A 14,188-nucleotide genomic window follows, 5' to 3' on the forward strand; every position below is an offset into this window, starting at 1 on the left:
CGATGTGTTTATGCTAGATCGACTTGATTTGTCTCTTCCTTCTGCTTCTTTTGCATCAACTTGCCAACAACGATAACAGCCGCAGCAAGCAGAATTGGCAGGGCATAATGCAGGACTGGATGAACGGATACCATACGAGCAGCAATCGCTTTATCGCTCATAATCATTTCTCCTGACGTATAACCGAGCAAGCCAACCCCAAGCACAACGATGATTGGAAAACGGTTCATAAGCGTCATCAACAGCTTACTACCCCAGATAATTAATGGAATACTAATGGCTAGTCCGATAATAATGAGCATCATTTGTCCGTTAGCTGCACCAGCCACGGCAAGTACGTTGTCCAGACTCATGACTAGATCGGCGATAAGAATGGTTTTGATAGCTGTCCCCAGATGTTGGCTAGAAGCAAGCTTCTCTTCCTGCTCCTCGTTTTTCATCAATTTCAGGGCAATCCAGATCAATAACAAGCCACCGATGACTTGGACGAACGGAATTTGGAGCATCCATACCGCCACAAAGGTTAATATAACTCTTAGTGCGATAGCACCAAAACTACCGAAGAAGATTGCTTTCTTCTGTTGATCGACCGGCAAATTGCGGCAAGCTAAAGCGATTACGATTGCATTATCACCACTTAATACGATGTTAATAACAATAATTTTTAACAGTCCTAAAAGCAGCCACTCCAGATCCATACTCTTCCTACCTTCCACTCTCTTTATTCTCTTGCTGATTTGGTAATGAGCAGCGTTCCCCAACGATCGAAATTCCGTGGAATAATTCGTGCGATGCTTGGAATCCTATACAGCTTGTTTCATTCATGAGCAGTTACGACAGAAGCGATTGCTGCAGAAACCGCAAGCTTCACTTTCTCATTGATCATAGACCCCCGCAGTCCAAGGCTGCTCGAAATATACCTGGAAAGCATAACACATAATTGATCGGATTAGAAAAGTCCGATTTTTCAGTCGCAACACGCCTGCTATATCATCAATTCATCAGGATGAATTGATGGTATCGGATTAGCCCTCACGAAAATAATCGGTCGTGCAGCCGTTATCTCTACGCAGCCTGGTTCAGCACGCCTCCAGTGGACAAACCGATGAAAACCTCAACACCAGTTCTAGTAAAGGAAACCCCTAATTAGGTTGGAAAGCAACTGATCATAATCAGGGCTTGACCCATTCTAACAGGGGTTTCGTTTGTCCAAATGGATTATCCTTCTTCGTTCACAAGGACATTTTTACCTCTCATTTTCAAAACTAAGGGGATCGTCAGCCACAGGACGCCAATAATCAAAAATGCGAGCGATACCGGCTTTTGCAAGAAAATCATGAAATCTCCATTGGAAATCGTAAGCGCTCTGCGCATGTTATTTTCCATCATCGGCCCGAGGATAAGACCTAGCACCAGCGGCGCCAACGGATAATCGTTCTTGGACAAGAAGTAACCGACCAGACCACAGCCCATAACGAGCAGCAAGTCAAATGTCGAGTATTGAACTGCATATACACCGAATACAGAAAAGACAACGATTAGTGGAATTAAATATTTTGTAGGTGTTTCTATGACTTTAGCGAACACTTTAACCAGCGGCATATTAAGAATAAGCAGCATCAAATTACCAACAAACATACTAGCAATAACGCCCCAGGCAAGCTGTGGGTGATCTTGGAATAGCAAGGGACCCGGCTGCACGTTGTACATAATAAAAGCGCCCATCAGAATCGCTGTCGTACCAGATGATGGGATACCCAACGTCAACAGTGGAATCATTGCTCCGCCAGAAGCCGCGTTATTAGCAGCTTCTGGCGAGGCTACGCCCTCAATCGCTCCTTTGCCAAACTTCTCTGGGTTTTTACTGATTTTTTTCTCTACAATATAGGCGAAAAAAGAAGCCAGAATCGCGCCTGCTCCAGGCAGCAGACCAATGAAGAAACCAAGCACCGAGCCGCGTGCGATCGGAGCGGCGCTGTCTTTCAAATCCTGTTTGGTTGGCAGAATCCGATTGATTTTGGCCATCTCTCCGTCATTGCCTTCTCGTTGGAGAATCGTCTTGAACACTTCACCGACTGCGAAAGTACCAACAGCAACGGTTAGGAACTCCAGACCTTGATATAATTCAGGAATATTGAACGTAAAGCGCTCCACGCCAGATACGCTATCTATCCCGATTGTTGCGAGCAGAAGGCCGAACGCGGTCATCATTAACGCTTTCACCATGGATTTGCCAGCAAGACCGCTGATAGCAAGCAAACCAAGCACCATGAGAGAAAAGTATTCGGCAGGGCCGAACTTAATCGCTACAGCAGATAAAGGACGCGCCAAGAAAATGAGGCCGATTAACGAAATGATGCCTGCCGCGAACGAACCGATCGCTGAGATCGCAAGCGCTGCGCCTGCTCTGCCCTGTTTGGCCATTTGATAACCGTCAAGTGTTGTAACGACAGATGAAGATTCGCCTGGCGTGTTCAGCAGGATAGACGTGGTCGATCCTCCGTACATCGCTCCGTAATATACCCCCGCAAGCAGGATGATGGAGCTCGTCGCTGCTTCCTCAGGCCCTAATCCTGCGGTCATCGTCGCTGTTATTGGAATTAGCAGCGCAACACCGCTCATCGGCCCGATTCCCGGAAGCACGCCTACAACGGTGCCAATTAAAACACCCAAGAAAACAAACACGACATTGTGCCACTGCATAGCAGTGCCTAGACCATGAAGTACATAGTCAACTGTACTCATCTTATATTCCCCCTATAAAGTTGCTCCCGCGAACGTTCTTCGTAAGCTAGGTTTAGAAGCCTAACCAAGCTGGGAACCCAGGAAGTGAACCATCCAGCAAGTTGACATACAGATAATAGACCCCATAAGAAAAGCCAGCTGCGATGAGCAATGAAACCCACACCCTGCCTCTTTGCATCGTTTGAAACCCGATCATTAAGAAGAGAAACGTTGTGATGACGAAGCCGACATCTTCCAAAAAATAAGCATATAAAACTGCAGAGATGAAAATAATGCCAAATCTTTTGTAATCCAAGTTTTCTTTACGCTTTTCCGCTTGCTGCTTACGAAACGTTTCATAGATAAGGCGTACGCTCAATAATGCCAAAATCGCGCCCAGAACCATTGGGAATATGTTGGCGCCTACATTACTGCCATAAGCACTTGTTGAAATACTTCTGGAGCCAATAACAAATGCTAGACCAATAGCGAAAAAAGCAATTCCGGAGTAACGATCAAATGCCGTATTCATCTCTCTGCCCCTCCTACCTTAAAGCGGTTCTTATTTTTGCATGCCAAGCGCAGTCAGGATATCTTTTAATTGCGTTTCTTGCTGGCCAAGGAAATCTTTAAATGCGTCAGCCTTCTTATAATCCGTTTCCCAATTGTTCGCTTGCAATTCTTTTTTCCAAGCGTCAGACTGAACCATTTTGCTAATTGTGTCTTCCCAGTATTTCTTAGCATCGGCGCTCATGTTCTTAGGTCCGAAGAACCCGCGCCAGATTAAGAATTCAGCATCAACGCCTTGTTCCTTCATCGTTGGCACATCTTTCATGCTTCCGCCAAGTCGTGTCGGAGCCGCTACGGCTAGTACGCGAATTTTACCGGCTTTCACGTATTGGTCTAATGAGGACGCATCCGTCCCGAGCACATCGGCATTCCCGCCAAGTAATGCAGTTACCGCTTCCCCACCTCCATCGTAGGACACATATTTGACCTTTTTCGGATCAATGCCGTACTTAAAGGCTGGCAAAATGGAAACAAGATGATCCATGGAGCCCGGAGCAGAGCCGCCCGCAACTGTTAATTTTGTTGGATCTGCTTTCATATCATCAAGCAGCGATTTCAAGTCTTTATATTTGGAATTAGCCGCTACGGCAACTGCGCCATAATCTTTTGTCAATTGGGCAAGTGGCGTTGTATCGTTGTAGCCGTAAGGGGTATTGCCCTCTTTTTTCAAATGATTAATAAGAATTGGCGGTGAGCTGACAAACAGTTTGTAGTTGTCCTTCACATCTTTGGTCGCGTATTCCGCCAAGAACACCGCGCCACCTCCGCCTGGTTTGTTTTCAACGGACACCGGCTTATCGACTGCCTTCGTCTCCGAAAGTACTTTGGCTATTGTTCGCGCAGTCATATCCCAACCACCACCCGCACCTGATGGCGCGATGATGCCGATCGCCTTCTCTGGGTATTTGGATGCCGCTTGCGTTGGGGCCGTTGATTCTTTCCCCTTCTCTGCAGTTGCGTCTGTTGGTTTATCAGTACCGCTGCCGCAAGCAGCAAGACTTACAGCCAATACACTAATCGTAGTTACTTTCCAAGAAGCTGTTAGTAGTTGTTTTATCAAAATAAACCCCTCCATATGTTTGGTTTGTAATTTTGTATGCGCTTTCTTTGAAGCGTTTTCAGAATATCACCTGTATATTATTTAGGGAAGTTTAACAAAATTAGTTGTAATAACTTCGTTTTGGACATTTTGTTCATATTGTTCACGGCGACAGAGCATTTCCATCCGTCCCAATGATAACGCTTTATGATACAATACTAGCAAAAACGGGGGGCCTAACAGGGTTATGAGGCTGCAAACGAAGCTCATCTTGATTATTTGTTCATTACTTGTATTCGTCATTGTAAGCCTGGGAAGCATGTTCTACTACATCATGACTTCTGCGCTTGAAGATCAGATCGGAACACGCGCGTTGAAAGTTGCCGAAACCATAGCCAGTATGCCCGAAATACGCCATGCTTTTCAAACGTCAGATCCTTCTCCAATCATTCAACCTATTGCTGAAAACATTCGAGAGAAAATCGATGCTGAATATATTGTGGTCGGGAACCGTGAAGGGATCCGCTACTCTCATCCGCTTCCTGAGCGAATCGGCAAAGAAATGATCGGTGGTGACAATGGGCCTGTGCTAGAAGGTGAATCCATTATTTCCAAGGCCATCGGGTCGCTAGGACCTTCTCTACGTGGCAAAGCACCGATATTTGGCGAAGGCGGTCATGTTATTGGGATTGTGTCCGTCGGCTTCCTCACCGAGGATATTGAGCTGATAACCGATGTTTATCAATCAAGAATCGAGCTGGTTTCTTTGATCGTTCTCGCTGTAGGCCTCCTCGGTTCTGTGCTCATCGCCCACAACGTAAGGCGCTCCATTCACGGACTAGAACCCAAAGAAATCGGCGAACTCTATACCGAAAAGAAAGCCATCTTAGAATCCATTCGCGAAGGGATTATAGCCGTGAACCGAGATGGCATCATTACGATGGCTAACCGTTATGCGCTGCAGCTTCTGGAGCTGCCAATCCGTGCAAAAATCACGGGGAGACACATTGAAGATGTCATCCCGAATACGCGTTTGTACGAAGTTGTACGCACCGGTGAAGCTGAATTCGATCACGAAATGCTTATTGGCGATCATGAGGTCATTGTAAACCGTGTACCCATTATTAATCGAAAAACCGGTGTCACCGGCGCTGTGTCCAGCTTTCGCAGCAAATCAGAGCTTTACCGACTTACGGAGGAACTTTCACAGGTTAAGCAATTTGCCGAAGCGCTTAGAGCTCAGACGCATGAATTTTCGAACAAGCTGTATGTGATCTCTGGGCTCATTCAGCTTGAGTCCTACCAAGAAGCCGTCGAGCTCATTTCAAAAGAAGCAAATGTGCATCAGAATTGGGTGCAGTTCATTATGAGGGAAATTCCTGATCCCATGATCGGCGGGCTGCTTATTGGCAAATTTAATCACGCCCAAGAATTAAAGCTCATCTTCGAAATCGATCACGAGAGTTCGTTTGGCGACATTCCTGAACACATCGATCGCAAATTGCTCATCACGATCATTGGAAACCTTATTGATAATGCAATGGAGGCCGTTCTTGCCAGCGGTGATGAACGGGAGCCGCACGTAAAATTGTTCTTGACGGATCTGGGAGAGGATTTAATTATTGAATGCGAGGATCGTGGAATAGGAATCCCTGAGGAAACGGCGAAGGTTGTTTTTGAGAAGGGTTTCTCAACCAAAGCAGGAGCGAATCGCGGCATCGGACTTGCTCTCGTACAGCAAGCCGCCCTCAAGCTGAACGGCTATATCACGTTTCACAAAAACCCAGGTGGCGGTACGATATTTACCGCTGCCATTCCAAAAAATTCACCTGAGAGGAGCCGCGACACCCATGAGCACGCTACTTCCGAATCCAATCATTGAAGTATTGATTGTCGAGGACGACGTGAAAATTGCCGAGATTAATCGGCGCTTCATAGAGAAGGTCGATGGCTTCCATGTTATCGGCATCGCAACGGATGAGATTCAAGCCAAAGAGCAATTGGAAATTCTAACGCCAAATCTTGTTCTGCTTGATGTTTATTTCCCGAATGCGAACGGTTTAGCTATGCTATCGTTCATTCGGCAGCACTATAGAGATACCGACGTCATTATGATTACTGCGGCCAAAGAGATCGATGCCATACGCGAAGCGGTTCGCAGCGGAGCCTTCGATTACATCATGAAACCGCTCGTCTTTAACCGACTGCAAGAAACGCTCCTGCGTTATCTAGATTTTCAACGTGAACTGCATCGCTTGAACGAAAATGGCTCTATCAATCAAAGTGACGTCGATCGCTTACTGTCAGGTTCATCCAAAAAAGATTCCGCACCAGGCGCTGCTTTCCTGCCCAAAGGCATCGACAAATTGACGCTTGTGAAAATCGTTCAAGCCATCTCCAACACGCCAGATGGCCTTACTGCCGACCAAATCGCTAAATTAATCGGGGTTAGCCGTTCAACAGGTCGGCGGTATTTAGAACACCTCGTGAGCGCAGGCGATGTTTATGCCGATGTTTCCTACGGGGTCGTCGGACGACCAGAACGGGTTTATCGGAAGAAGATAACGGGTTAGACACCTTTCAACTTAGGCATTCCCTCCCAATGCGCCCTAAATTTCGCGAATCTCCCACATTGAGTTTTAGGCCCTATAACGCTTATAATATAACGAGAAAAAAGTTTATAAGAAAAGGTGTCATTCATGAGCATATTAAACGTAGAAAGACTAAGCCACGGTTTTGGAGATCGCGCAATCTTCAACGATGTATCCTTCCGCCTACTTAAAGGAGAGCACATCGGACTCATCGGCGCAAATGGAGAAGGCAAGTCCACCTTCATGAACATCATTACAGGCAAGCTCCAGCCGGATGACGGCAAGATCGAATGGTCCAAACGGATGCGCGTTGGCTACCTCGATCAGCATGCAGTGCTTAGCAAGGGCCTAACCATTCGCGACGTCCTGAAGGGAGCCTTCAAATACCTGTTCGATATGGAACAAGAAATGAACGACATGTATGCGAAGATGGGTGATGTCTCTGAGAAGGAGCTTGAACAGCTGCTCGAAGATGTAGGAACGATTCAAGATACATTAACAAGTCAAGATTTTTATATGATCGATGCCAAGATCGAAGAAACTGCTCGCGGGTTGGGACTTACCGACATTGGTTTGGATAAGGACGTCAACGACCTTAGCGGTGGACAACGGACGAAGGTGTTGCTTGCCAAATTGCTGCTCGAAAAACCGGACATCCTCCTCCTCGACGAGCCAACAAACTATCTCGATGAACAGCATATCGAATGGCTGAAACGCTACTTGCAAGAATATGAGAATGCATTTATTTTAATTTCGCATGATATTCCTTTCCTTAACAGTGTCATTAACCTGATTTACCATATGGAAAATCAAGGGCTCAACCGTTATGTTGGGGATTATGAATATTTCCAGCAGGTTCACGAAATGAGAAAGCAGCAGCTTGAATCCGCCTATAAGCGTCAACAGCAGGAAATCGCTGATTTGAAAGACTTCGTAGCCCGTAACAAAGCAAGTGTAGCAACGCGGAACATGGCAATGTCCAGACAAAAGAAACTCGACAAGATGGATGTCATTGAGCTCGCTAAAGAAAAACCGAAGCCACAGTTCAACTTCAAGGAAGGCAGAACCTCCGGCAAGCTGATTTTTGAAGCTACGAATCTCGTTATTGGCTATGAGGATCCTTTATCAAGACCACTCAATCTCCGAATGGAGCGCGGTCAAAAAATCGCCCTTGTTGGGGCGAACGGGATCGGTAAAACGACGCTGTTACGGAGTATATTAGGCGAAATTAAGGCTTTGTCCGGCTCCATTCAGCTTGGCGAGAACCAGCAAATTGGCTACTTTGAGCAGGAAATGAAAGAAACAAATTATAATACTTGTATCGAGGAAGTATGGAAGGAGTTCCCTTCCTACTCACAATTCGAGGTACGTGCAGCACTCGCCAAATGCGGCCTTACAACCAAGCATATCGAGAGTAAAATTGCTGTGCTTAGCGGCGGTGAGAAGGCGAAAGTGCGTCTCTGTAAGCTCATCAACCGCGATACAAACTTACTCGTATTCGATGAGCCTACCAACCATTTAGATGTGGATGCTAAGGATGAGCTGAAGCGTGCTCTCAAGGCCTACAAAGGCAGTATTCTGCTGATTTCCCACGAACCTGAATTTTATCGCGATGTTGTTACAGATATATGGAATTGTGAATCATGGACGACAAAGGTATTTTAAATGACAGCCTTCGATAAACTGCGCAATTAAACAGGCGTCTCTTCTTATGAGAATTTTCATTCCCAAGGAAGAGGCGCCTATTGTATACATTTTCGAGTCCTAAGCTCAGAGCTTCAACATAAATTGAAGCTGTCTATCGTCATATCCCGGCAAATGTTCATGACCGAAATCAGGGAAGATCTCCAATTGTTTATTCGCCTTGATTTTGTTGTAAGCCGCAAACTGCGTCGAAGGCGGGCATATGGTATCGCTAAGACCGACCGCCATCAACACTTCCCCTTGAATGCGCTCCGCAAGGTGTTGAATGTCGATGTAGCCTAGCTTAAGGAACGTTTCCTTTTCATGCTTATGCTGCGGATCAAACTTACGGAAGTAATCCTTCAGCTCTACGTAAGCATCCTTGGCCAGATCCATCTCCCAGACGCGCTGATAGTCGCTGAGGAAAGGATAAACAGAGGATAACCGCTTAATCCGAGGTTCTAAGGCCGCACAGGCAATAGTCAGAGCTCCACCTTGTGAGACGCCCATAGCCCCAACACGCTCCGGGTCCACCTCTGGCATATTCATTGCAATACTTGCCAGCTGTGCGGTGTCGAGGAAGATTTGCCGAAACAGCAGCTGGTCCGGGTGATCATCCAATCCACGAATAATATGACCGTTCAACGTATTTCCTTTGATCCCACCTACATCTTCTGAGCCTCCCCCTTGTCCGCGACAATCCATGGCAAACACGGAAAAACCAAGAGATACATAGGCTAATTTGTTGGTCCAGTCTCCCGAATTATTTGAATATCCATGAAATTGAACAACTGCCGGGTGCGGTGTCTTCACGTGGTTCGGTCGGATGTATTTCGCATGAATACGAGCGCCGCCTACACCTGTGAAATAAAGATCAAAGCAATCCGCATAAGGCACATGAAATTGGCTTGGTCGAAGTTCAATTTGAGCATCAACGGCTCTCATTTCTGCGATTGCGCGATCCCAGTAAGCATCGAAGTCATCTGGACGTGGATTGCGCCCTTCATAAGTCACAAGCTTATCTAACGAAAGATCAAATAATGGCATCTGAGCAACCCCCTTTTGCTAATTTATGAGACTGTATAGTCATTAAAATCAATCTCCTTACCGTTCACAAATCTAGTAATATTCCCCACTTCATCTATCATAAACGCAATCTTTTCACCTTGTAAAGTTGTATATGTAAGTGCCTGTCCAACTTCGCCCGACTGGGCATAAATTGGCTGCTGCTGACGCATAGCATCCGCGAACTGATTCAGATCGATAATCCCTCTCGTTTGGGCATTTACAATATCCGTACACGCCAGAATGATTGCATTCGTTCTGCCCGAACTTTTAATGACAGAACGATCTGCCAGCACTTCTCGTCGATAGGGCTGCTGCACGTAAACAGCCATAAAGACATTACCACATCGGCCATAAAGTGCTTGTGGCTCTTCGATCCACTCCCCCTGCGGTAAGCAACCAATAATCTCATCGGGTTGTTCCGCTGGAATTTGATATCTTGCAACGACGACGTTGGGGTGAAAGAGAACTTCTGAAAATTCACTCTGATGGCGTAAATCCCCCTCCGCATACCACTTTCCCGGATGGAAAAAGAAAGCTCGATTTACACCTTCAACTGCGGTGATTGGCAGTGTCACATCCCAGCGATGCTGTTCGTTGTCAAATTCCAATGCACGTTCCCAAACGCCGCCAATAGCATAGTTCTCTGTGATATACACATAGCTGTGCAGACAGTCCTTTCCATATTCGGCAAGAGCAGCAGGAGGCGGTATGAGCCGTTTTACTTCGACAGGGATTGCGCGATTAAGGGCAGTTGATCTTGCCAGAGCCGGCGCTTCGTAGGACAAGAATCCAGCATATTCTGTACGCGGCATGTCCTCAGGTAAAGTGAAATCGCCGAATTGAACATAATCAAACAGCACATTTTTATCTTGTGGAATATCGTGAGGCCAGCCTCGGGAATGGGCGCCAACCCAGGCCCCCTGCAAATAATACGTTGAGCGAACATGCCATAAGTAATCAAGCATTTGCGCCAAGGCAGTTTTAATCTCCGCATGCTCAGTTAGCTCCCAAGCACAAGTAAAGGCTTGAACCCAATGCCAAAACCAGGGTAAGCCTCCATACTCCGACATCCCCATGGCAGTGATACGTTCCAACGTCAGGCATAAACTTTGGTACCCATCCTCCAGTAACTTCTGATCTTGATAAAACTGTCCAAGAATCAGCTTCGTAGCCGTATACTTTGCCTCATGATGATGATAATGCTCGAGCGGCTTCCTATAGAAATCGCTGCGATAAATATGTAGCAACGCAATCTCAAAGGACACACGCAGAGGCTCGCTAAAAACATGACGATACCGCTCATAAAAGTAAACCATTAGACTTCCCATAAGCTCAACCGGTAAGGTATTGATCGGAGCTTCTTGCGGGGTAGGCCGAAGATGCAGCGGCCAATGCCCATAAGTCGAGCTTATTGGGTTTTGGTCCTGCAGTTCCAACACCTTCATTAGAAGAGATTCAGCTTTGGTCTTCGCAGAATCTGCATCAATAAAAATTGTTAATTGTTCATCTAACGAGCCCACAAATAAATAAGAAGCATAGTAAAAGTTATCCCGTATATCATGTTCGAACAATAACCCAGAACGAAGCAGTGGCTGCTCGAAAGCTTTTCGGGCAATTTTCCCGATGATTTCTTGCTTTCTCTGATGTAGATCTAACATTTTTTCATCCCCTTAAGTAAAAATACAGCGGCATAACAACCTTCTAGTAATCCCTGTAATCGCTATAATTGAAACGTTTAAATTTATTTTAAAGGTTAACCTCTCTTGCGTCAATGCGAGCCCTTTCTATCTTTTGCCAAATATTAGTGGTTGATTACACTTGTATTTTCTTATAAAATAACCTACCGTCGGCCAAAATATAAAATCATGAAATTTGCCAAGGAATGGAGGTCCTCATCCTGATTCATATCGAACATTTGGAAAAGATATATGAGAATGTTCCTGGACGCGTTCCGGCCATTCAAAAGATTCATCTACATATCAATCGAGGCGAAATTTTTGGCATCATCGGTCATTCTGGTGCTGGTAAAAGCACCTTGCTTCGTTGTGTAAACATGCTGGAGCGGCCATCTTCCGGTACCATTCAGATTGACGGAGAAGAAATGACACGCCTCGATGCAAGACAGTTGCAGACGAAACGCCGTAAAATCGGGATGATTTTCCAGCATTTCAACCTACTTTCTTCCGCGACGGTTGCGGATAACATTGCATTTCCTTTGAAGCTTGCGGGGATGGCGACATCGGTCATTGGAACACGCATAAAGGAATTGCTTGAGTTAGTCGGTCTGCAGGAACATGCGCATAAATTTCCAAATCAGCTTTCTGGCGGACAAAAACAGCGGGTCGGCATCGCAAGAGCACTTGCTAATCATCCCGATATTCTACTTTGTGATGAGGCCACTTCCGCACTCGATCCGCAGACAACGAACTCGATCCTATCGTTACTTCTTGATATTAATAAGAAGCTAGGGATTACTATCCTGCTGATTACACACGAAATGCAAGTAATTCGCGCGATATGCGATCGGGTAGCTGTTATGGAAAACGGTCAAATCGTTGAAACGGGTAATGTCCTTGATGTTTTCTTAAAGCCGCAGCACGCGGTAACAAAAGATTTCGTTGGCCAAGTCTCAGACTTTGGATCTAGCCACGAAGAGGACGACTCCATACTGCGAACTTCACCTCGTGGAAAGCTGATTCGTATTACTTACATTGGCGCGAAAACCTATGAGCCCATCCTGTTTCAAATTGTGAAGTCAACACAAGTTTCTTTCGCTATCCTGCAGGGAACGATCTCTTCAATGAAGCATGTACCCTACGGACAGCTTGTCGTTGAATTGACCGGTGGCGATTCACATGAGATCGATGCCGTTATTACGAGGCTGAAGCAGGAAGGAATTGATGTGGAGGTAATCACCCCATGAACATGACTTGGGATATAAACTGGTCTGAAATCAGTAAAGCCACAGGAGATACCCTAGTGATGCTCGGATGGTCGCTGCTGTTCACCATCGTTATTGGCATGGCTCTAGGCATTATTCTGTTCCTGACTTCTAGAGGCCAGCTGCTGCAAAACTTGCCCTTCTATGGGGTCCTTTCACTCGTCGTCAATATCTTGCGTTCCGTTCCGTTCGTTATCTTAATGATTTCGGTCTTTCCAATTACGAAGGTGCTCGTTCATACGACTATCGGCGTGAAAGGGGCAATCCCCCCCTTAATCATTGCCGCCGCGCCGTTTCTAGCGCGGCTCGTAGAATCTGCGCTTCGTGAAATCGAGAGCGGAGTCATTGAAGCCGCGCAATCCATGGGCGCAACCCCATGGCAAATCGTCTGGCGCGTCCTACTGCCGGAAGCGCGCCCGGGTCTCATCTCAGCCGTCACCGTGACGGCTGTCGCCCTGCTTTCCTACTCTGCCATGTCTGGCGTTGTCGGTGGGGGAGGACTCGGAGATTTAGCGCTCCGCTATGGTTACATGCGATTCCGCACCGATATTATGATTGTGACCGTCATCATCCTAGTTGTACTCGTTCAAGTACTACAAACCGTCGGTGATCGACTCGTCACAAGATTTAATAAAAAATAAAGAAATAGGAGAGAAACCAACATGAAAAAAATTACAGTATCTCTTGTCGCTTTGTTCCTTATGTTTGCTTTGACAGCTTGTGGACAAAAACCGGCACAAAGTCCTTCCCCTGCTGCAAGCGCAGCCCCAGCCCCAGCCGCATCGGCAACTCCAGCCGCGGCCAAAGAAGTTACCCTTAAAGTCGGCGCATCCTCTGTCCCACACGCGGAAATTTTGAACGCAGTTAAGGCCCAATTAAAAACACAAGGCGTCAACCTTGAGGTTATCGAGTTTAACGATTATGTGCAGCCTAACGTACAAGTGTTTGAAAAACAGCTGGACGCTAACTTCTTCCAGCATCAGCCTTACCTTGATCAATTCAATACAGACAAAAACGAAAACCTGGTGAAAGTCGTTAGCGTACATATTGAGCCTTTCGGCGCGTACTCCCAAAAAGTAAAATCCGCAGCCGAATTGAAAGATGGCGCATCTGTTGCAATCCCTAACGATCCATCCAATGCTGGTCGCGCACTTGCGCTTATGGAAAAAAATGGACTAATCAAGCTGAAAGACGGCGTTGGAATTAAGGGTACAGTTAAAGATGTTGTAGAAAACAACAAAAAACTGCAAATTAAAGAGCTAGACCCAGCTATGCTGCCGCGCACTATCGGCGAATTCGATCTTGCGCTGATCAACACAAACTACGCGCTACAAGCGAATTTAATGCCAACCAAAGACGCCCTTTTCATCGAGGATAAAAACTCTCCTTACGCGAACATCCTTGTCTCCCGTCCGGATAACAAAGATGCCGAAGCGATGCAAAAACTGGCAAAGGCGCTAAACTCCGCTGACGCAAAAAAATTCATTGAAGACAAATATAAAGGTGCGATTGTACCTGCATTTTAAGACCTCACAGAGAGCCCCAGTCACTTGTACTGAGGCTCTTTCTTAT

At 46.2% G+C, this 14,188-nt stretch carries 12 protein-coding genes; 6 read left to right on the plus strand and 6 right to left on the minus strand.

What is annotated here, in order from left to right; translation table 11 throughout:
• Positions 1-8: 8 nt before the first annotated feature.
• The 4 genes from GK047_RS09820 to GK047_RS09835 all read right to left on the minus strand — a co-directional run bounded on the left by GK047_RS09820 (position 9) and on the right by GK047_RS09835 (position 4,369).
• Positions 9-698 (minus strand): TerC family protein, encoded by a 690-nt coding sequence (locus GK047_RS09820; protein WP_205516698.1) that lies wholly within the window; start codon positions 696-698, stop codon positions 9-11.
• A gap of 520 nt (positions 699-1,218) precedes the next feature.
• A complete protein-coding gene (locus GK047_RS09825) occupies positions 1,219-2,745 on the minus strand; it encodes a tripartite tricarboxylate transporter permease (RefSeq protein WP_163944897.1) in 1,527 nt (508 codons plus the stop codon).
• 52 nt (positions 2,746-2,797) lie between these two features.
• On the minus strand, positions 2,798-3,256 hold the full coding sequence (locus tag GK047_RS09830; protein WP_163944901.1) for a tripartite tricarboxylate transporter TctB family protein: 459 nt from the start codon (positions 3,254-3,256) through the stop codon (positions 2,798-2,800).
• Between the two features lie 30 nt (positions 3,257-3,286).
• Positions 3,287-4,369: a tripartite tricarboxylate transporter substrate binding protein gene (locus GK047_RS09835; protein ID WP_205516630.1), complete on the minus strand. Its 1,083-nt coding sequence runs from the start codon at positions 4,367-4,369 to the stop codon at positions 3,287-3,289.
• A 211-nt stretch (positions 4,370-4,580) separates the two neighbouring features.
• On the opposite strand from GK047_RS09835, the gene GK047_RS09840 reads away from it, so the two are divergent.
• From GK047_RS09840 to GK047_RS09850, 3 genes are all read left to right on the plus strand, one after another.
• Positions 4,581-6,215: an ATP-binding protein gene (locus tag GK047_RS09840; protein WP_163944906.1), complete on the plus strand. Its 1,635-nt coding sequence runs from the start codon at positions 4,581-4,583 to the stop codon at positions 6,213-6,215.
• A complete protein-coding gene (locus tag GK047_RS09845; RefSeq protein WP_163944909.1) occupies positions 6,184-6,906 on the plus strand; it encodes a response regulator in 723 nt (240 codons plus the stop codon). Before GK047_RS09840 ends, GK047_RS09845 begins: the two co-directional genes overlap by 32 nt.
• A 126-nt stretch (positions 6,907-7,032) precedes the next feature.
• The gene (locus GK047_RS09850) at positions 7,033-8,589 is read left to right on the plus strand and encodes an ABC-F family ATP-binding cassette domain-containing protein (RefSeq protein ID WP_163944912.1); all 1,557 of its coding nucleotides are present in this window, start codon (positions 7,033-7,035) and stop codon (positions 8,587-8,589) included.
• A gap of 105 nt (positions 8,590-8,694) precedes the next feature.
• Here the strand turns inward: GK047_RS09850 and GK047_RS09855 are convergent, their stop codons facing one another.
• Together GK047_RS09855 and GK047_RS09860 are read right to left on the minus strand one after the other, a co-directional pair.
• Positions 8,695-9,654: an acetylxylan esterase gene (locus GK047_RS09855; protein ID WP_163944915.1), complete on the minus strand. Its 960-nt coding sequence runs from the start codon at positions 9,652-9,654 to the stop codon at positions 8,695-8,697.
• Between the two features lie 23 nt (positions 9,655-9,677).
• Positions 9,678-11,333, minus strand: coding sequence for a hypothetical protein (locus GK047_RS09860; protein WP_163944918.1), 1,656 nt, complete (start codon positions 11,331-11,333; stop codon positions 9,678-9,680).
• 239 nt (positions 11,334-11,572) lie between these two features.
• Between GK047_RS09860 and GK047_RS09865 the strand changes: the two genes are divergently transcribed.
• Genes GK047_RS09865 through GK047_RS09875 form a run of 3 tightly spaced genes read left to right on the plus strand, consistent with a single transcriptional unit; the run spans position 11,573 to position 14,142 of the window.
• Positions 11,573-12,598 carry an ATP-binding cassette domain-containing protein gene (locus GK047_RS09865; RefSeq protein WP_240343890.1) on the plus strand — a complete coding sequence of 342 codons (1,026 nt, stop codon included), beginning with the start codon at positions 11,573-11,575 and terminating at the stop codon, positions 12,596-12,598.
• Positions 12,595-13,257 carry a methionine ABC transporter permease gene (locus GK047_RS09870; protein ID WP_481855957.1) on the plus strand — a complete coding sequence of 221 codons (663 nt, stop codon included), beginning with the start codon at positions 12,595-12,597 and terminating at the stop codon, positions 13,255-13,257. The genes GK047_RS09865 and GK047_RS09870 overlap by 4 nt, the downstream gene beginning before the upstream one ends.
• Before the next feature lie 21 nt (positions 13,258-13,278).
• Positions 13,279-14,142, plus strand: a complete 864-nt coding sequence (locus GK047_RS09875; RefSeq protein WP_163944924.1) for a MetQ/NlpA family ABC transporter substrate-binding protein — start codon at positions 13,279-13,281, stop codon at positions 14,140-14,142.
• Positions 14,143-14,188 lie beyond the last annotated feature (46 nt).

Origin of the sequence: Paenibacillus sp. SYP-B3998 (assembly GCF_010820665.1) — a bacterium.
GTDB lineage: Bacteria > Bacillota > Bacilli > Paenibacillales > NBRC-103111 > Paenibacillus_E.